Origin of the sequence: Aeromicrobium yanjiei, from assembly GCF_009649075.1 — a bacterium.
Classification (GTDB): domain Bacteria; phylum Actinomycetota; class Actinomycetes; order Propionibacteriales; family Nocardioidaceae; genus Aeromicrobium; species Aeromicrobium yanjiei.
Genome location: NZ_CP045737.1, coordinates 3,286,594 through 3,304,053, shown reverse-complemented (window position 1 = coordinate 3,304,053; position 17,460 = coordinate 3,286,594). Strand labels below are relative to the sequence as shown.

17 protein-coding genes are annotated in these 17,460 nt (G+C 71.0%); 5 read left to right on the top strand and 12 right to left on the bottom strand.

The window, feature by feature from the left end:
• The gene (locus GEV26_RS16235) at positions 1-816 is read right to left on the bottom strand and encodes an SCO6745 family protein (protein WP_153654602.1); all 816 of its coding nucleotides are present in this window, start codon (positions 814-816) and stop codon (positions 1-3) included.
• A gap of 20 nt (positions 817-836) precedes the next feature.
• Entirely contained in the window at positions 837-1,673 is an 837-nt protein-coding gene (locus GEV26_RS16230; RefSeq protein ID WP_153654601.1) for an SCO6745 family protein, read from the bottom strand.
• A gap of 57 nt (positions 1,674-1,730) precedes the next feature.
• Here GEV26_RS16230 and GEV26_RS16225 point away from each other — a divergent pair, with 57 nt between their 5' ends.
• Positions 1,731-2,768, top strand: coding sequence for an NADP-dependent oxidoreductase (locus tag GEV26_RS16225; protein ID WP_153654600.1), 1,038 nt, complete (start codon positions 1,731-1,733; stop codon positions 2,766-2,768).
• Between the two features lie 87 nt (positions 2,769-2,855).
• Here GEV26_RS16225 and GEV26_RS16220 read toward each other — a convergent pair whose 3' ends face one another.
• The 3 genes from GEV26_RS16220 to GEV26_RS16210 all read right to left on the bottom strand — a co-directional run bounded on the left by GEV26_RS16220 (position 2,856) and on the right by GEV26_RS16210 (position 6,244).
• Complete coding sequence (locus GEV26_RS16220; protein ID WP_153654599.1) at positions 2,856-3,308, bottom strand: universal stress protein; 453 nt, start codon at positions 3,306-3,308, stop codon at positions 2,856-2,858.
• 28 nt (positions 3,309-3,336) lie between these two features.
• The gene (locus tag GEV26_RS16215) at positions 3,337-4,716 is read right to left on the bottom strand and encodes an APC family permease (protein WP_153654598.1); all 1,380 of its coding nucleotides are present in this window, start codon (positions 4,714-4,716) and stop codon (positions 3,337-3,339) included.
• Between the two features lie 82 nt (positions 4,717-4,798).
• The gene (locus GEV26_RS16210; RefSeq protein ID WP_153654597.1) at positions 4,799-6,244 is read right to left on the bottom strand and encodes an MFS transporter; all 1,446 of its coding nucleotides are present in this window, start codon (positions 6,242-6,244) and stop codon (positions 4,799-4,801) included.
• 103 nt (positions 6,245-6,347) lie between these two features.
• On the opposite strand from GEV26_RS16210, the gene GEV26_RS16205 reads away from it, so the two are divergent.
• Positions 6,348-7,058: a TetR/AcrR family transcriptional regulator gene (locus GEV26_RS16205; RefSeq protein WP_243838797.1), complete on the top strand. Its 711-nt coding sequence runs from the start codon at positions 6,348-6,350 to the stop codon at positions 7,056-7,058.
• A 9-nt stretch (positions 7,059-7,067) separates the two neighbouring features.
• On the opposite strand, the gene GEV26_RS16200 is transcribed toward GEV26_RS16205, so the two are convergent.
• Positions 7,068-8,882 (bottom strand): glycosyltransferase, encoded by a 1,815-nt coding sequence (locus tag GEV26_RS16200; RefSeq protein WP_153654596.1) that lies wholly within the window; start codon positions 8,880-8,882, stop codon positions 7,068-7,070.
• Between the two features lie 114 nt (positions 8,883-8,996).
• Here GEV26_RS16200 and GEV26_RS16195 point away from each other — a divergent pair, with 114 nt between their 5' ends.
• Together GEV26_RS16195 and GEV26_RS16190 are read left to right on the top strand one after the other, a co-directional pair.
• The gene (locus tag GEV26_RS16195) at positions 8,997-9,389 is read left to right on the top strand and encodes a MerR family transcriptional regulator (protein WP_153654595.1); all 393 of its coding nucleotides are present in this window, start codon (positions 8,997-8,999) and stop codon (positions 9,387-9,389) included.
• A 7-nt stretch (positions 9,390-9,396) separates the two neighbouring features.
• A complete protein-coding gene (locus tag GEV26_RS16190) occupies positions 9,397-10,383 on the top strand; it encodes an aldo/keto reductase (RefSeq protein WP_153654594.1) in 987 nt (328 codons plus the stop codon).
• Position 10,384: 1 nt separating this feature from the next.
• Here GEV26_RS16190 and GEV26_RS16185 read toward each other — a convergent pair whose 3' ends face one another.
• Positions 10,385-11,035, bottom strand: coding sequence for a DUF2461 domain-containing protein (locus tag GEV26_RS16185; protein ID WP_279586747.1), 651 nt, complete (start codon positions 11,033-11,035; stop codon positions 10,385-10,387).
• A gap of 9 nt (positions 11,036-11,044) precedes the next feature.
• Positions 11,045-11,884, bottom strand: coding sequence for a helix-turn-helix transcriptional regulator (locus GEV26_RS16180; RefSeq protein WP_153654593.1), 840 nt, complete (start codon positions 11,882-11,884; stop codon positions 11,045-11,047).
• A 101-nt stretch (positions 11,885-11,985) separates the two neighbouring features.
• On the opposite strand from GEV26_RS16180, the gene GEV26_RS16175 reads away from it, so the two are divergent.
• Positions 11,986-12,990, top strand: coding sequence for an aldo/keto reductase (locus GEV26_RS16175; protein WP_153654592.1), 1,005 nt, complete (start codon positions 11,986-11,988; stop codon positions 12,988-12,990).
• A gap of 155 nt (positions 12,991-13,145) precedes the next feature.
• Here the strand turns inward: GEV26_RS16175 and GEV26_RS16170 are convergent, their stop codons facing one another.
• Genes GEV26_RS16170 through GEV26_RS17940 form a run of 4 tightly spaced genes read right to left on the bottom strand, consistent with a single transcriptional unit; the run spans position 13,146 to position 17,452 of the window.
• Complete coding sequence (locus GEV26_RS16170) at positions 13,146-14,105, bottom strand: NADPH:quinone oxidoreductase family protein (RefSeq protein WP_153654591.1); 960 nt, start codon at positions 14,103-14,105, stop codon at positions 13,146-13,148.
• Positions 14,106-14,138: 33 nt separating this feature from the next.
• A complete protein-coding gene (locus tag GEV26_RS16165) occupies positions 14,139-15,350 on the bottom strand; it encodes a S8 family serine peptidase (RefSeq protein WP_153654590.1) in 1,212 nt (403 codons plus the stop codon).
• Complete coding sequence (eccB, locus tag GEV26_RS16160) at positions 15,347-16,708, bottom strand: type VII secretion protein EccB (RefSeq protein ID WP_153654589.1); 1,362 nt, start codon at positions 16,706-16,708, stop codon at positions 15,347-15,349. Before eccB ends, GEV26_RS16165 begins: the two co-directional genes overlap by 4 nt.
• A gap of 3 nt (positions 16,709-16,711) precedes the next feature.
• The gene (locus GEV26_RS17940; protein WP_194839894.1) at positions 16,712-17,452 is read right to left on the bottom strand and encodes a hypothetical protein; all 741 of its coding nucleotides are present in this window, start codon (positions 17,450-17,452) and stop codon (positions 16,712-16,714) included.
• Between the last annotated feature and the right edge of the window lie 8 nt (positions 17,453-17,460).

Below are 17,460 nucleotides of genomic sequence, written 5' to 3'. Positions count from 1 at the left end.
TCAGTGCCCGGTCGGGTCGATCCCGGCGGCGACGATCTGCTTGGACGCCTGCACGGCCAGGTCTGCGACGGAGGCCAGGTGCCGGGTCGCCTCGGCGCTGACGGCGGCCTGCGTGGCCCGGTCCGTGTCGGACTCGATCTGCGTACGCGCCGCGATGCCGTCCTCGGTGATCGCGTCGGCGGCGTCGATCCAGCCGCGATCTCGCAGCCGTGCGGCTGCTGCCTCCCACTCCTCGTCGGTCCAGCCGCGCAGCTGCTGCTGTCCGGTCATGGCCAGCCCGGCGGCGACCGCGAGGACGTTGGCCTCGACCCCGTCGATCCCCGCGGCGGTCAGCACCGCGACGTGCGAGTCGCCGCGGAGCTCCCGCAGTGCGGAGGCCGCATGCCACAGCGCCCCGAGATCGTCCTCGGGGACGGGCAGACCGACGTGCCCCGCAGCCAGCGGTCGCCCCGCGAGCTGCAGGCCGGGAAGCGCCGACTGCAGGCCCGTGGCGAGCGCGGGCACGTCCACGCCCTCGAAGCCGGGCGCGATCGTGCGGCGGGCGAGCTCGTAGCGGGCCTCGAGGATGTCGTCGCGGGACGCCATCGCCCAGGCGCTCGGCAGCGCCCGGTGCACCATGCGCGGCGCGAAGCCGTGGAACGCCGCGATGACGACCTCCGGCCCCGGTGTGCCAAGGGCGACCGACCGAGACGCGAAGTAGCCCATCCAGGTGCCCTTGAGGCCGACCTGCTCGAAGGTCGCCTTCGCGTCGGGCGCGAAGTAGACGACGTGGTGGATCGTCTCGACGGCGTGCCAGAAGCTTCTGCGGAGGATCACCGCACCAGTGTGGCCCAGGCTCAGGGTCGCGGCACGCCGGTCGGGTTGGGATAGGGCAGGGCGCCGATCTGCTCGATGCGGCGTGCGATGTCGACCAGCGCGCCCTCGACCGTGATGGCCCGGGCGGTCGCCTCCCGGTCGAGCCCCGCGGCGCAGACCCGGTCGGTCGTGTCCTCGATCTGGGCCCGCGCCGCGCGACCGGTGTCGGTGATCGCGCCCGTCGCGTCGACCCATCCTCGCGCGCCGAGACGTCCGACTGCCGAGTCCCACTCCTCCTCGGACCAACCGCGGGACGTCCGCTGCGCGTCGGGCACCAGCCCCGCCGCCACTGCGAGGGCATTGGCCGCGCAGCCGTCGATCCCCGCGGCGGTGAGGACGGCGACGTGGCAGTCGCCGCGATACTCCCGCACCGCGGTCGCGGCGTGCCACAGGCGCCCCACCTCGTCGTCGGGTGCGGGCAGGTCCGCGTGCGCGGCAGCCAGCGGCTTGCCCGCGAAGTCGACTCCCTCGAGCAGCAGCGTGAGTGCGCGGACGATCGCCGCCACGTCGGACCCCTCGAGGGCCGGCGCGAGGCCCTCGCGCGCCAAGGCGTACCGGGTCGCGAGGACGTCGTCGCGCGAGGCCAGGGACCACGCGTCGGGGAGCGCGCGCTCGATCACGGCCGGCGCGAAGCCGTGGAACAACGCGACGACGGTCGTGGGTGACGGTGTCCCGAGAGCCGCTGACCGGGACGCGACATAGCCCATCCAGTAGCCCCGGAGGCCGACCGCCTCGTACCGCTGCTTCGCGCCGGGGGCGAAGTAGACGACATCGTGGATGGCCTCGATCGCCCGCCAGAAGGGCCTGCTCTGCGTCATGGACCCAGTGTCGTGCAGATCAGTGCGGGGCGGGGTGCGCGGGTAGTGTCGGCGGGGATGACCGACACCACGCAGAACACCCGCATCCTGCTCGCCTCACGCCCCCACGGGGAGCCGACCGCCGAGAACTCCCGCCTCGAGACCGTGCCGATGCCGGAGCCGGCCGAGGGAGAGGTGCTCCTCCGCACGATCTACCTGTCCCTCGATCCCTACATGCGCGGGCGGATGAGCGACGCCAAGTCGTACGCCGCCCCGGTCGAGGTCGGCGCCGTGATGCAGGGCGGCACCGTCGCGCAGGTCGTGCAGTCACGTGACCCCTCGCTCGCCGAGGGTGACATCGTGCTGTCGCACCTGGGCTGGCAGGCGTACGGCGTGCAGCCCGCGCGTCAGGTCCGCAAGCTCGACCCGCAGCGCGCCCCGATCTCGACGGCAGTCGGCGTGCTGGGCATGCCGGGCTTCACGGCGTACGCGGGACTGCTCGAGATCGGCAGGCCGCAGCCCGGTGAGACCGTCGTCGTCGCGGCCGCCGCCGGCCCGGTCGGCTCGGCCGTGGGCCAGATCGCGCGCATCAAGGGCGCGCGCGCCGTCGGCATCGCCGGCGGTCCCGAGAAGGTCGCCTGGCTCGAGGAGCTGGGCTTCGACGTCGCCCTCGACCACCGTTCGCCCACGTTCAAGGACGATCTCAAGGCCGCAGTGCCGGACGGCATCGACGTCTACTTCGAGAACGTCGGCGGCCACGTCTGGGACGCGGTGCTGCCGCGCCTCAACACGTACGCCCGCGTGCCGGTCTGCGGGCTCGTCGCGCACTACAACGAGACCGAGGCGCCGGCCGGTCCCGATCGCATGCCCCGACTCATGCAGGCGATCTTGACCAAGAGCCTGACGATCCGGGGCTTCATCCAGACCGAGTTCGTCAAGACTCACTACAAGGAGTTCCAGAAGGACGCGGCGGGCTGGCTCGCGGACGGCTCGCTGCGCCACCGGGAGGACGTCGTCGAGGGCCTCGAGAACGCGCCCGAGGCGTTCTTCGGCCTGCTGACGGGCAAGAACTTCGGCAAGCTGCTGGTCCAGGTGAGCGACGACCCCACCCGCTGACCCCCGCCCCGATCTGCGGGCTTCTGCACGGTTTTTTCTCTCAGAACGGTGCAGGACTCCGCACATCTGGGTTGGGTGCGGCCGGCGCTACTTGCGCTTGTTCTTGGCCCCGGGTCGTACGACCAGCACCGGGCAGGTCGCGTGGTTGAGCACCTTGTGGGCCACCGACCCCATGAGCACGGCCTCCGCGCGGCTGCTCTGGCTCGCGATGACGATCAGCCCGGCCTTCTTCGCTTTGGCTGCCCGGACGATCTCGGTCGCCGGGTTGCCGCTTCGGACGTGGGTCGTGACCTTGGGCCCCCAACCCTCCAGGAGGGCCGCGGCCTCCCTGGTGGCCTGCTTGGCAGCGTCGCGGAACGAGACCTCCGCGGCCTCGTTCTTCTCCGACGTCGCGTCGCCCGCAAAGGGCACCGCGGCCAGCGGGCTGAGCACGGCGACGATGCCGACCGACGTGATGGCCTCGGAATCGGCGAAGCTGCGCAGGTAGCGGGTCGCGCGCAGCGACTGCTGGGAACCGTCGGTGGCGATGATGACGTGCATGCTGTCTCCTTGATCGGGCGGTGGACGCTCAGCTGGGTGACACGGGATCGTCGACGTGAGGGCTCGATCGCTTCATCACGGCGTTGTTGAGGAAGTACAGGACGACTCCGACCGCGAGGATGCCGCCGCACCAGATGAGCGATCCGGGGTCGTCAATCACGGTGTGGACGAGGATGCCCGCGTTGGCGGCCGCGCCGATCCAGAGCAGCGCGGTGGGCGCGGTGTAGTGGTCGTGGTCGACGTCGGAGCCTCGGAGCTTGAGCGCCGAGACGCACACCATCGCGTAGACGACGATCAGGAACAGGACCGTGACGGTCGCGAGCCGGTCGACGTCGGCGGTCACGAGCAGCAGGCACACCAGCGCGGAGGTGAAGATGATCGCGACCCAGGGGGTGTGGCGGCTCGAGTGCGTACGAGCGAAGACCCGCGGCAGCACGCCCTGGCGCGCCATCCCGTACATGATGCGCGACTGGGCGACGAGCGAGACCAAGGTGGTGTTGGTGACCGCGACCAGCGCGATCGCCGAGAACACCAGCTCAGGGATCGCCAGCGGGCCGGCCTGCACGACCGTCAACAGGCTGCCGCTCTCTCCCTCGTCGGCGGTCAGGTCCGCGAGCGGCGTGACCATCGCGGCGATGAACGCGATGACGATGTAGAGGACGCCTGCGAGGGCCATGCCGCCGAGCAGTGCCCGCGGGAACACCTTGCTGGGCTCGCGGGTCTCCTCGGCGATGTTGGCCGCGTTCTCGAAGCCCGTCATCGCGAAGAAGGCGAGGGCGACGCCACTCAGCACCACGAGACCCGGGTTGCCGTCGTTGAGCTCGAACGGGGTGGCGAGATCGGCGTCGCCCTCGGCCAGGACCGTCCCGCCGATGACCAGGATGATCAGCAGCCCGGTGGTCTCGATCAGGGTCATGACCATGTTGGCCCACACCGACTCGGTGATGCCGCGGAAGTTCAGCAGCGACAGCACCACGATGAACGCGATCGCGACGACGGCCACCGGGATGCCGTCCACGAACTCCTTGAAGTAGATGCCGCCGAAGACACGGGCCAGGGTGCCGGCGGCCGCGATCGTGGCCGCGAGCAGGCAGAAGGCGACGAGGAACGTCACCGCACGATTGCCGAATGCCTTGTGCGCGTAGAGGGCCGCGCCCGCGGCCTGCGGATACTTCGTGATCAGCTCGGCGTACGCGAATCCGGTCAGCAGCGCGATCGTGACGCCCACCGCGAACGAGATCCAGAACGCGCCTCCGACCGTGAACGCCATGACCCCGATCAGCGCGTAGATCCCCGAGCCGAGGACGTCGCCGAGGACGTAGAAGAACAGGAGGCGGCCGGTGATCGAGCGCTGCAGCTCACCCTCGGGCTCGTCCTGAGTCTGTGGTGCTGCCGACTGGTCCGTCATGAGAGCCCCCGAAGTAGTTCGCCCCATGGTTGCGCCGACGGGCCGTGCGTGCAAGCGGTAGCCCACCGAGGTGTCGCCCCGCTCAGTGCTCGTCCGTGCTGCGCGAGTCGGTCAGCGTGAGCGCACCGGCGGCCGCGAGGAGCCCGACCACCGCGGCCAGCACGGCGTACGTGATGCGCTCTCCGTGGAAGAACGACGCGACGAGCTCGCTGCTCCACGTGCCGGCGGGCAGCCGGGAGGTGACCAGCACCGCGATGAGGGTGCCGACCGCCGCGGTGCCGACGCTCGCACCGACCTCCTGCGCGGTGTCGTTGAGCGCGGTGCCGATCGAGGTCCGGTTCGCGGGCATGGCCTCGACCAGCGCGACCGCACAGATCGTCATCACGGTGCGCATCCCGATCGTCATGACGACCATCGCGACCGCGATGGGCGCGTAGCCGTGGTCGACGCCCCACGCGAGACCTGCGAGCGAGCCGGCCATGAGGGCCGAGCACAGGAGGCACGCGATCCGGTGGCCGAACCTGCGCGCGAGCCACTCCGACACCGGGGTGGCCGCGATCATCGTCACGATGATGGGCAGGTTGGCGAGACCCGCGCGCATCGGGCTCCAGCCGTATGCGTACTGGAAGTGCAGGATCAGCCCGAACATCACGCTGGCCATCGCGATCGACGTGCCGATCTGTGCCAGGGCGGCGCCCCGCAGGGTGCCGTTGCGGAACAGTGTGAGGTCGAGCATGGGGGCGGGTGTGCGGCTCTCGTGCCTGACGAAGGCGATGGCTGCAGCGACCGCGCCGATGATCGAGGAGAGGGTCACGGCCGAGAGCCAGCCGTGCTCGACGCCGCTGGTGAGGCAGTAGCAGGCCAGGCCGATCGCAGCGATGCTCAGCGCAGCGCCGGGCAGGTCGAGCGCATCGTCGGTGAGGTCGTCCCGCCGGTCCGGCGAGACACCGAGGCGTACACCGATCGCGGCGATCAGTGCGAGCGGGGCGTTGACGACGAGCAGCCACTCCCACCTGACGTGGGCCAGGGCCGTGCCGCCGAGCACCGGTCCGAGGATGAAGCCGGACATGCCGACCACGATCATCAGCGTCATCGCGCGCATGCGGAGGGCCTGGTCGTCGAACAGGCGGAACACGAGGGAGTTGGTGATCGGCGCCATCGCGGCGGCGGCGAGGCCGAGGACTGCCCGCAGCGCGATGAGCTCGCCGGTCGTGGAGACGGCCACGACGCACAGGCTGATCAGGCCGAACGCCGCGAGCCCGACCAGCAGCACGCGGCGGCGCCCGAGGCGGTCGGCCATCGACCCGGCCGTCAGCAGCAGGCCGCCGAACGTCAGGGAGTACGCGCCGGTGACCCACTGCAGCGCGGTCGTGCCACCGCCGAGATCGCGCCCGATCGTGGGCAGCGCGATGGTCAACAGGGTGTTGTCGACCATCTCCACGAAGAAGGCCAGGCACAAGGCGGTCAGCGGGATCCAGGCGGATCGCAGGGAGGAGTACGTGCGGGTGGGTGAAGACGTGGTCGACATGTGGTCGCCCCTTTCGAATCGAACGACGTTCGAGTAACGAACGATGTTCGATACAATAGAACGACGTTCGGTCGGTGGCAAGGGGTCTGGTTGAATGAGCGGCATGGTCACCCCCCGCTCCCGTCCCCAGCGCCCGAGTGGCCCCCGGCGCCGCGCCTCGCACTCGATGGAGGCGGTCCTCAACGAGGCGGTGTCCCTCCTCGACGAGGCCGGGGTGCCGGCGCTCACCTTCCGCGCGCTCGCCGGACGTCTGGGTGGCGGCGTCGGCAGCATCTACTGGTACGTCTCGGGCAAGGACGAGCTGCTCGACCTCGCGACCGACCACGCGGTCGGTCCGCTGCTGGCCGAGCTCGAGGCGCGTCCGGACGCCGACGACCCGATCGACGAGCTGCGGACGATGGCCGTGCGGATGTTCGACGCGATCGTGGTCAGGCCGTGGCTCGCGGCCTACTTCATGCGCAACTCGCTGCTGCAGCCCAACACCATGCGGCTGTACGAACGTCTCGGTCAGGTGACCCTGCGGCTCGACCTCACGCCGCGCCAGCGGTTCCACGCCGTCTCGGCCATCGTGGGGTACACCGTGGGCACCGCGGCCGACCTGGGGCAGGAGCCGCCGCGTGAGGTCGTCGACGGCGAGGTCGGGCGCGAGGAGTACCTGGCCCGGTTCGCCGATCTGTGGCGCGGGCTCGACCCCGAGCAGTATCCGTTCGTGCACCAGATCGCCGACGAGTTCGCCCACCACGACGACAAGGACCAGTTCCGGGCCGGGCTCGACCTCCTGCTGGCGGGCCTGCGGCTCGAGGCCGAGGGCTGACCCCGCGGATCAGGACGAGCGGGCCCGCAGGAAGCTCACGATCTGGTCGGTGTGCGCGTCGAACGTGAACCGGTCGCGCTGCGACCACACGCTCTTGCGGAGCCGGTCGAGTCGCTCGGCGTCCTGGAGGGACTGCAAGAGGTCGGACGGCTCCCGCCAGGTGAAGCCCAGGTCGAGATCGCGGATCAGCTGCTCGCTCGCGACGATCGAGCCGTGGCTGTCGCGCTGGATCATCGGGACGCCCGCCGCGGCGTACGTCCCGATGCGTGCGGGATAGTTCAGGTCGCCCCAGGTCGCTGCGTGCAGGTCCCCGCCGTTGGTGCTGCGGACGTCGTGGAGCCAGCCGGCGTCGTACTGCGAGAACTCCGCGACCCAGTCCTCCTGGTCGACCTGCGGGTGCAGGTGCAGGTGGTGCGGGGCGACCCTGCGCACCTCGGTCACCCACTCGCGCATCTGGGCGTGGCCCTTCTCGCTGTAGACGTGCAGGTGCACGTCGTGACGCGCGAGCTCCTCGACGACCTCCGGCGGCGGGCCCATGGGGCGTCCCGCGATGACGGTGTGCAGCTGACCGTCCCGCTCCGACAGTCGCGGGGACTGCTCGCCCATCAGCCACTCGGCCTTGGGCAGGTCTCCGTCGACGATGCAGCTGGGCCGGGTCCGACTGGCCGGAACCGTGGCGTGGAACCAGTCCCGCAGCTCAGGGCTGGAGTAGATGACGCCGTCGGTGCGGGTGTGCAGGTCGACCAGCATCGGCCAGTGCCCGTGCTCCCGGCTGAACCATGGTCCCTCCTTGAAGTGCCACACGAACGGGATGCCGAGGTCCGCGCTGAGCACCTCGTGCACGAACGGCACGGCCTGCCAGTTGAGCAGCCCGTAGATCACGTCGGGAGCCAGCTCGCGGACGGCGTCGCGCCAGCCCTCGCGCGGCACCTCGCTGACGTGCCCGAACGGCAGCGGGCCGACCGTGTTGAACCACAGTGGCCGGTCGGTCCACAGCCCGTGCAGCTCATGTCCCCGCTCGGCGAGCGTGAGGACGCGGTCGGGGTTGTGTGCGAGCTCGCCGACCAGCAGGATGCGCAGGCCGTCCGGGGTGTGCGGGGTCCTCGGGCGCTCCCGGAACGTGCGATAGTGCTCGACCTCGTCGTGCAGGTGACCCGCGGTGCTGTGGAACCGCAGGGGCGCGGTCACGCCGTACCGCGACCGGTACGGGTTGATGCCGCCCCACGGCTCCCGCATGAGCCGGTGACGCTGACCGGGGTGCGACGACCACGTGGCCGTGACCCGGCCGGTCGTGGCGGCGGGTCCCGCCGTGAGCAGCCGGTCCCAGAGCATGCGGTCCAGGTCGTCGGTGGTCAGCTCGTCCCGCTCGACCCAGCGGTCGGCGGTGCGCCGGTGCATGACCTGGACCAGCTGCAGCGGCTCGCCCTCGATGCGTCCGGTGGACGTACGATCCGTGTCGTGCCGCAGCCCGGTCACGGCCAGGGGTGCTGTGGGATCGGCCTCCAGCGCCTCGACGAGCGCCGCGAGGTGCTCGGCGTGCATGACGTCATCGGCGGGCAGGTAGGCGACCAGGGGTGCGGAGGTGAGGTCGAGGCCACGGTTGAGTGCCGCACCGAGGCCGCGGTTGGCGGCGTCCTCGACGAGCGTCACCCGCGGATCGTCCAGGATCGCGGCAGCCGCTGCTGCGGTGTCGCCGGGCGAGCCGTCGGCCACGATGACGCACTCCCAGTCGGTGAAGCGCTGGTGGCGCAGGCTCTCCAGCGCCGCCGGCAGCCACGCCTCCTGGTCGTGGATCGGCACCACCACGGCAACCTTGGCCGACATCTCGCACCTCCCGTGTCCGGCGCACGACACGTGCGTGCGATGGACATACCCCTGAACGCGTCGTGCAAGCCGCGGCCTTGACCTGGAGTGCGCTCCAAGGGCCATGCTGGATCCATGACCGTCACCGAGGTGCCTCCGGAGGGACTCACGATCAGCGCGGCCGCCGAGATGAGCGGTCTCAGCATCGACACGCTGCGTTACTACGAGAAGGAGGGCCTGACCCTGCACCGTCCCGGGCGGTCGCCGTCCGGTCAGCGTCGCTACAGCGAGGACAACCTCCGCTGGCTCGCGACCCTCGTGATGCTGCGCCGCACGGGCATGCCGATCCGCGACATCAAGCGGTTCGTCGAGCTCTATCGCGTGGACGGCAGCGAGGCGGACCGGCTCGCGATCCTCGAGGCCCACCGGGTGCACGTCCTGGAGCAGCTGGCCGAGGTCCAGACGCACCTCGAGGCGATCAACCGCAAGATCGACTACTACACATCAGCAGTGACCGAAGGGAAGTGACGGCCAGATGAAGACCACCGCATGGGGGAGCCAGGGGCTCGAGGCCAGCGTCGAGGGGCTCGGCGCGATGGGCATGTCCGCGTTCTACGGGGCCCGGGACGACGAGGAGTCGGCGGCGACGCTGAACCGCGCTCTCGATCTCGGGGTGAGCCTGATCGACACCGCCGAGATGTACGGTCCCTTCCTCAACGAGCAGCTGATCGCTCGTACGATCGGGAGCCGCAAGGACGAGTACGCGCTCGCGACCAAGACGGGCGTCGAGATCGGCGACCACGGCGAGCGGGTCGGGCCGAACGGCTCACCGGCGTACCTGCGCAAGGCGCTCGAGCGCTCGCTGCGCAACCTGGACCGCGAGACGATCGACCTGTACTACATCCACCGCGTCGACCCCGACACGCCGATCGAGGAGACGTTCGGCGCGTTGAGCGAGTTCGTCCAGGAGGGCAAGGTCCGCTACCTCGGCATCTCCGAGGCGTCGCCCGAGACGATCAGGCGCGCGCACGCGACGCACCCGCTGACGGCGGTGCAGACCGAGTACTCGCTGTTCGAGCGCTCGCCCGAGGTCAACGGCGTGCTCGACACGACCCGCGAGCTGGGCATCGCCTTCGTCGCGTACTCGCCCCTCGGCCGCGGTCTCCTGACCGGCAAGATCGCGTCTGCGGACGATCTCGACGCCGACGACTTCCGTCGCACGAGCCCGCGCTTCGCCGACGAGAACCTCGCGGCGAACCTGTCGGTGGTCGACCGGGTGCGCGCCCTCGCCGAGGGCAAGGGCGTCACCCCCGGCCAGCTCGCGCTGGCCTGGGTGCTGCACCAGGACGGGGTCGTCGCGATCCCCGGCACGAAGCGCCGGACCTACCTGGAGGAGAACGTCGCCGCCGCGGACATCGAGCTCACGGCCGACGACCTGGCGACGCTGGACGAGGCGGCGCCGGTCGGGGTCACGGCAGGTGAGCGCTACCCCGAGGCAGCCCTCAAGGGACTGACCATCTGACTCAGCCCCGGGCGTACCTGAGGAACCACTCGACCAGCGGTGTGACCTCACGCCAGTCGGCCCGGACCCGGTCGACGAGCTCGGGGGTGTGGATGACCGGCTCGAAGCCGTACGACTTGCCCACGTTCATCGACTTGTGACGCAGCAGGTCGATGCGCGGGTGGTCGGCGTCGTAGCCGCGCGGAGAGGTCTTGAGCCGGTTGCCGCCGATCTCCCACCCCGACGACCTGAGCGCGGCCAGGATCTCCTCGAGCTCCCGGCCGCGCCGGTCGTCGACGATCGCCTCGCGGATGCTCGCGAGCCGGGCGGGGGACGCCTCGTAGAAGCCGGACCCGACACGTACGCCCGGGGCGCCGACCTGCACGTAGTAGCCGGTCGAGGGACCCTTCGCGACGAACGCGCCCTGGTGGGTCTTGTAGGGGGTCTTGTCCTTCGCGAACCGCACGTCGCGGTACGGCCGGTAGATGCGCGCCTCACCGAACTCGTCGGCCAGCGCTGCGACCAGCGCCCTCATCGGGGCGGCGACGGCCGTCGCGTAGACCTCCTTGTGGGCCTCCCAGAAGGTCTTGGTGTTGTCCATCTCGAGGTCGTCGTAGAAGTCGAGCGCTGCCTCGGGGAATCCGGTGAACTGGTGCTGGGTCGAGGAGGGCACCCACCGAGACTACGCGTCGACGCTCTGCTGGCCGAGGACGGCCAGCAGGCGCAGCTTGCCGTGGGCCTCGGTGCCGGGGGCGGCGCCCAGGATGACGAGCCGCTGGCCGTCCTCCCCGGTCGCCATGGTCTCGCAGTCGACCTCGAGCACGCCCACCTGCGGGTGGTTGAAGCGCTTGGTCCGCATGTGCCTGACGCCCACCTCGTGGCGTGCCCAGATCTCGGCGAACTCGGGGCTCTGCGCCAGCAGTGCGTCGACGAGCTCGGTGACGTCGGCGTCGTGTCGCCGCCGCGACCAGGTGGCCCGCAGGTCGGCGACGCGTACCCGGCTGTGCTCGGCGCGGTCCTCGGGCAGTGCCTGGTCCTGCGCCCCGGGCTGGGTGAACCAGCGGTACGTGGAGCTGGCCTCGACGCCCGTACGACCGCGATGATCGCCCTGCAGCAGCAGTGACAACCGGTTCTGGGCCAGGACGACGTCGGTGTCGGAGCAGACGAACGCGACGCAGTCCTCCAGCTGGTCGAGCACGTGCAGCAGCACCGGGCGGACGTGGGAGGAGACACTCACGCGATCCGGGGCGGGGTGGCCCGCGAGCCGGTGCAGGTGGTCGCTCTCGTCCCGGCTGAGGCGCAGGGTGCGGGCCAGCGCGCGCAGCATCTGCGTCGAGGGCTGTGGGCTGCGGCCCTGCTCGAGCCGCGCGTAGTAGTCGACCGACATGCCGGTCAGCTGGGCGACCTCCTCGCGCCGCAGGCCCGGGGCCCGGCGCCGCGGCCCCGCCGTGAGGCCGACGTCGCCGGGCTGCAGGGCGTCCCGGCGGCGGACCAGGAAGTCGGCCAGTGCTTCACGTTCCATGTCCCCATCATCGCCCCGGATGCCAGTCCTAAACAGGGACCGCCAGTCCGTGGTTGACCGCTCCTCTTCCATGCCTGGTGATCGCGGCGCACGGTGGGGACATGACCACACAGACACGTGCGACCAAGACTCTCGGCACGCTCGGCACGACCCCCGCGATGGGGCTGGGGCTCATGGGCATGTCAGCCCTGTACGGACCGGCGGATCGCGATGAGAGCATCGCCACGATCCGCGCGGCGATCGACGCCGGCATCAGGCTGCTCGACACCGGCGACTTCTACGCGATGGGGCACAACGAGATGCTGCTGCGCGATGCCCTGACGGGCGTGGACCGCGACAGCGTCGACATCAGCGTGAAGTTCGGGGCCCTGCGCGGGCCCGACGGCGGTTGGTACGGCTTCGACGCGCGTCCCGGGGCGGTCAAGACGTTCCTCGCCTACTCGCTGGAGCGGCTCGGCACCGACCACGTCGACGTCTACCGGCCGGCGCGGCTCGACCCCGACGTGCCGATCGAGGACACCGTGGGCGCGATCGCCGAGATGGTGGAGGCCGGCTTCGTGCGGCACATCGGCCTCTCCGAGGTAGGCGCCGAGACGATCCGCCGCGCCCATGCGGTGCACCCGATCAGTGACCTGCAGATCGAGTACTCACTGGTCTCGCGCGGTGTCGAGGGCGACATCCTCGACACCTGCCGCGAGCTGGGCATCGGCATCACCGCGTACGGCGTGCTGTCGCGCGGGCTCATCAGCGGCCACTACTCGCGCGACAACGTCCAGGCGAACGACTTCCGCTCGCACTCGCCCCGGTTCCAGGGGGACAACCTGGACCGCAACCTCGCCCTCGTCGAGACGCTGCGCGCCGTCGCGGCGGACAGCGGGGTGAGCGTCGCGCAGGCCGCGATCGCCTGGGTCGCGTCCCGCGGCGACGACATCGTCCCGCTCGTCGGGGCCCGTACGCGCGAACGGCTCGCGGAGTCGCTCGGCGCGGTCGGGGTGGAGCTGGGTGAGGAGCAGCTGGCCGCGATCGAGGCGGCGATGCCTGCCGGTGAGGTCGCCGGTACCCGCTACGCCTCCGAGCAGATGGCCATGCTCGACAGCGAGCGCTGACCCTCCCTCCGGGGGACCGGCGATGAGGGTTTGCGGTAGTCACAGCTGCCGCAAACCCTCATCGTGCGTCCCGGGTACGACCCAGGATGAGCGTTTGGGGTGGTCACAGCTGCCGCAAACCCTCATCGTCCGTCCCCGCCTGCGGCCGGGTGGGGTCAGAGGGTGAGGAGGACCTTGCCGGTGGCGCGGCGCTCGTCGAGGGTCAGGAGCGCCTGGGTTGCTTCGGCGAGGGGGAAGGTCGGACCGATGACAGGACGCAGCGCGCCGCTCGCGAGGTGCGGCTCCATCGCGTCCCACTCGGCCGCGATGGCGCCGGGCCGGGCGAGGACGGACGCGCCCCAGCCGACACCGACGACCGAGACGTTGTTGAGCAGCAGCCGGTTGACCTTGACCGTCGGGATCTCGCCGGCGGTGAAGCCGATGACCAGCAGCCGGCCGTTCTCGGCCAGGCAGCGCAGGGAGTCGGTGAACCGGTCGCCGCCCACCGGGTCGACGACGACGTCGACCTTGCCGCGGGCGACGGTCGCATCCTTGAACCCGTCGGCGAGGACGAACTCGTCGGCGCCCGCCTCGAGCGCCACCGCACCCTTCTCGGCGGTCGACGTCACGGCGACGACGCGACCCGCGCCGAACGCCTTGGCGACCTGGATCGCGGCGGTGCCGACACCGCCGGCCGCGCCGTGCACCAGGACGGACTCGCCGGGCTGCAGGTGCCCGCGCTCGATCAGCGCGAAGTAGGCGGTGCCGTAGTTGAAGATGAACGAGGCACCCTGCTCGTACGAGACGGAGTCGGGCAGCTTGAAGGTCTCCGAGACCGGCGCCACGGCCTGCTCGGCGAAGCCACCCAGGAGGCACAGGGCGGCGACGCGGTCACCCGCGACGAGGCCGGAGCCCTCGGGGGCGCTCAGCACCTCGCCGGCGATCTCGGCGCCGGGGGTGAAGGGCAGGTCCGGCTTGACCTGGTAGAGCCCGCGGGTCTGGAGCACCTCGGGGAACGCGACGCCGGCGGCGTGCACGCGGATGAGGACCTGGCCGTCGGCCGGGACCGGATCGGGGACGTCGAGGAGCTCGACCGCCGTGGGCCCGTCGAGCGTGGTGATCTGGATCGCCTTCATGGTCGCGACCCTACCGCAGGACTAAGCGGATGCTTAGCGATTCGAGCGGGTGCGTCGACGTTCGCTCAGCGGCCGAGCCACGAGCGCGACCGCGAGCAGGACGGTGGCGCCGAGCCCCCACCACAGCAGGCGGTTCCGCGGTCCGGCCATCGGGTCCGCGACGACCGCAGTGGGCCGGATGCCCGTGCCGGTGGTCTGCGGGACCGTCGAGGTCCGCTTGCTCGGAGGCGCCGCGCTGGAGCTCGTCAGTGCCGCGACGGGCTGAATGCGTCCCCAGCCCTCGCGATCGTTGCGCGTGGCCATGCGGGGACGGTCGGCCGTCGAGGTGATGCGGTTGATGATCTGGGCGGCCGAGTCCTTGGGGAAGCGCTCACGCAGCTGCGCGGCCAGCGCGCTCACGTACGGCGTCGAGTAGCTGGTGTAGGGATGATCCAACCCCACCAGGCAGTCGCCGTTCGCGTGGAACGTCGTGGGGACGTTGGCTCCCGGGGCAGAGACGTCGACGTGCCGGCCGCGGATCGACCAGTTGTCGACGCCGCCCTCGGGTCGTGCGGCGGCGACGCCGAGCACCCCGTCGAACCCTGCCGGGTACTGGACCTGCGTGTAGGGGACCTGGGGGTCTCCGGGCTTGTTGCCGGCTGCGGCCACCACGACGATGTCCTTGCGCACCGCGAAGGCGACGGCGGACTCCAGCTCCTTCAGGTCCGGGTCGCCCGGACCGGTGCTGATCGAGACGTTGATGACGTCGACCTCGTCCTGCTCGGCGGCCCAGCGGATGCCCCGTGCGACGTTCGCCGTGGAGATCTCGTCGTTGAGGAGGTTGACCCGCACCGACAGCAGCTTGGCGTCCGGCGCAGCACCGGTGAGCACCGACTTCTTCTTCAGCTGACGGGCGCGGATGATGCCGGCCACCGCGGTGCCGTGGCCCTGCTGGTCGTCGGTGCCCGAACCTCCCACGAACGACTTCTGGCCCACGATGACGCCGTCGAAGTGGGGGTTGTCGGCGTTGATCCCCGAGTCCACCACCGCGACGACCGTCCCCTTGCCGGTCGCGAGCTTCCACGACTCGGTGAAGCCGGTCTGGACGAGATTGGCGTTGGCTGCTGCGTCGGTCACCCACTTGGTCTTGCCGACCGTGCACTTGCCGTCATCGGTCGTCTGGGCCGCGGCGGGCGACACTGCGACGGCCGGGAGGGCGACGGACCCGGCCAGGACGAGCAGCGCCATCGGCAGGGCGCGCCTCATCCGACGGGTGCCCCGGCGCGCTCGACGTCGAGGGACGGTCCGTCACGGAACAGCTCGGTCCACGCACGCGGGACAGGCACCGGGGTGACGCCGCCGTAGCCGAGGCGCTTTTGCGCCTCGTCGACGGAGTTCTTGGGCTCGATCGCGTACCGGGTCGCGAGCGAGTCGATCAGGAACTCGGTGTCGACCGGGCCGCCCTGCGGGCGCGTCGTGCCGTAGACCAGGGCGCCACGGCCCTGCTGGACATCGGTCGTCACGGCCGATCCGTTCGGCAGCACCGACGGGTCGGTGGACGAGGCCAGATAGGCGCCGCTCGTCGTCGTGGCGTCCTCACCCCGCTCGAGGATCAGGCACGGGGTCGACTCGGTGTAGGAGGACGGCACGTCGTCCGGCCAGTCGCGAGGGTACGGCGTCTCGTTCGGCAGCGTGTTGAGGCTGCCGAAGTCGGCCGGGTCGAGGTTGCGCGGCTCGGACTGGCCGTTGGGGCTGACGAGGTAGATCTGGTACGCGAAGTCGGTGAGCGGGACGAGACCGCCCTCGGCGAGCACGTACTTGCGCCCGTCGACGTCGACCGGGGTGCCGATCGTGTCGAGCCCCTCGATCGCCTGCCGGCCCTGCCGGAACGGCTGACCGGTCCCGGGCACCGAGAACGCCTGGATGGGGCTCGCGACCGGCAGCAGCTCGAGCCAGCTGTTGGGAGCTGGGAACGCGGTCGTGCGGTCGAGGGCCAGCGCACGAAGGATCGCTCGACCCGTCTCGCCGTCCGGTGGCACGGGGTAGCGGTAGCCGTCCGCCACGATCCAGTACTTCGCGTCGTCACGGGAGCGCACGACGAGGGCGGAGCCTGACGAACGCTTCGCGCCGGGTGTCGTGTCGACGACGGTGCGCAGGCCGCCGTCGGTGTTGGTGCACGCGGTCCACCCGTCCTGGACGAGCCGGTTGGCCGGGGGCAGGTAGTCGGGCGCGTTGAGGATGCCGATCGCGTTGCGCTTGGGCTCCTTGACCAGGATGTCGTCGGGGACATAGCTGATCTTGGGCTCGTCCCGCAGCGCCAGACGGGCCGACGCGATGTTCGCGACCGGGAACAGCTCGTCGTTGTACATGAGGAAGCGCGAGCCGCTCTCCTTGCCGATCACCAGCCCGTTGTCACGCCAGTCGTCACTGACGGTCGGCTTGAGGACGCCGGTGACGGCGGCTCCGGCGACGAGGATGCCCGCGAGGACGAGTCCACCGATGATCGTGCGGCCGTAGCGAACCGGCTCCACCTCACGCCCGCCCGGAGCACCGCTCAGGAAAGCGGTGACCAGACGGCGGCGGTTGAAGTCGTGCGCCTCGACCAGGTCGCGCTTGCTCGCCATGCGTCAGACGACGCGGTGACGCGCAGCGTACGGGCGCTTGACCAGCACCCCACCGACCACGATCAGGCCGAGTCCGAGGACCAGGACAGGAAGCTGACCGGGGGAGCCGGCGTCGGGCAGAGCGCCCTTCGGGGCCGCGGTGGGCGCGGTGGCGCTCTGCGGCGCGACGCCGGTGCCGAGCACGGGGTCGACGCTGGAGCCGGTGTTGCCGCCCTGGGACTCCGAGCTGCCCGAGCCCGGATCGCTGTCTCCGGTGTCGTCACCGGGGGTGCTGTCGTCGTCGCTGTCGACGTCGCCGGTCTCGCCGCCGGGATCGATCGAGTCGCCGGGGGTCGGACGCGTCGGGGAGGTCGGGGCCGGCGTCGTCGGTGCGGTCGTCGGATCCCCGGGTGTCGGCGTGGGGAACGTCGGCGTGGGGATCGTCGGCTCCGGGGTCGTCGGGTCGGGGGTCGTCGGCTCCGGCGTGGGGGTCGGTGCGGTGGTCTCGTCGTCGTCGTCGTCGCGGGCGAGGGCGAGCGCCTCGAGGTCGTCCATGTCGAGGTCGGCGAGCTGATCCGCCGGGATGTCCAGGCCGAGCGCCTGTGCCCGGGCGGAGATCTCGGCCGTCGTGGGCGCCCCAGCGGGGACGCTGGCTCCGACCTCTTCGGTGTCGGCGGCGTTCGCGATGCCGGGGAGTGCGACCGAGACCATGGCCAGTCCGAGGCCGATGGTGCCGGAGGCGGCGATCTTGCGAGCGGTGTTCATGGTTCTCC

Excerpts from the sequence above, each read along its gene's own strand:
- GEV26_RS16205 (WP_243838797.1), top strand. The coding sequence starts at position 6,348 with ATGGTCACCCCCCGCTCCCGTCCCCAGCGCCCGAGTGGCCCCCGGCGC.
- GEV26_RS16220 (WP_153654599.1), bottom strand. The coding sequence starts at position 3,308 with ATGCACGTCATCATCGCCACCGACGGTTCCCAGCAGTCGCTGCGCGCG.
- GEV26_RS16175 (WP_153654592.1), top strand. The coding sequence starts at position 11,986 with ATGACCACACAGACACGTGCGACCAAGACTCTCGGCACGCTCGGCACG.
- GEV26_RS16200 (WP_153654596.1), bottom strand. The coding sequence starts at position 8,882 with ATGTCGGCCAAGGTTGCCGTGGTGGTGCCGATCCACGACCAGGAGGCG.
- GEV26_RS16165 (WP_153654590.1), bottom strand. The coding sequence starts at position 15,350 with ATGAGGCGCGCCCTGCCGATGGCGCTGCTCGTCCTGGCCGGGTCCGTC.
- GEV26_RS16190 (WP_153654594.1), top strand. The coding sequence starts at position 9,397 with ATGAAGACCACCGCATGGGGGAGCCAGGGGCTCGAGGCCAGCGTCGAG.
- eccB (WP_153654589.1), bottom strand. The coding sequence starts at position 16,708 with ATGGCGAGCAAGCGCGACCTGGTCGAGGCGCACGACTTCAACCGCCGC.
- GEV26_RS16225 (WP_153654600.1), top strand. The coding sequence starts at position 1,731 with ATGACCGACACCACGCAGAACACCCGCATCCTGCTCGCCTCACGCCCC.
- GEV26_RS16210 (WP_153654597.1), bottom strand. The coding sequence starts at position 6,244 with ATGTCGACCACGTCTTCACCCACCCGCACGTACTCCTCCCTGCGATCC.
- GEV26_RS16230 (WP_153654601.1), bottom strand. The coding sequence starts at position 1,673 with ATGACGCAGAGCAGGCCCTTCTGGCGGGCGATCGAGGCCATCCACGAT.
- GEV26_RS16215 (WP_153654598.1), bottom strand. The coding sequence starts at position 4,716 with ATGACGGACCAGTCGGCAGCACCACAGACTCAGGACGAGCCCGAGGGT.
- GEV26_RS17940 (WP_194839894.1), bottom strand. The coding sequence starts at position 17,452 with ATGAACACCGCTCGCAAGATCGCCGCCTCCGGCACCATCGGCCTCGGA.
- GEV26_RS16170 (WP_153654591.1), bottom strand. The coding sequence starts at position 14,105 with ATGAAGGCGATCCAGATCACCACGCTCGACGGGCCCACGGCGGTCGAG.
- GEV26_RS16180 (WP_153654593.1), bottom strand. The coding sequence starts at position 11,884 with ATGGAACGTGAAGCACTGGCCGACTTCCTGGTCCGCCGCCGGGACGCC.
- GEV26_RS16195 (WP_153654595.1), top strand. The coding sequence starts at position 8,997 with ATGACCGTCACCGAGGTGCCTCCGGAGGGACTCACGATCAGCGCGGCC.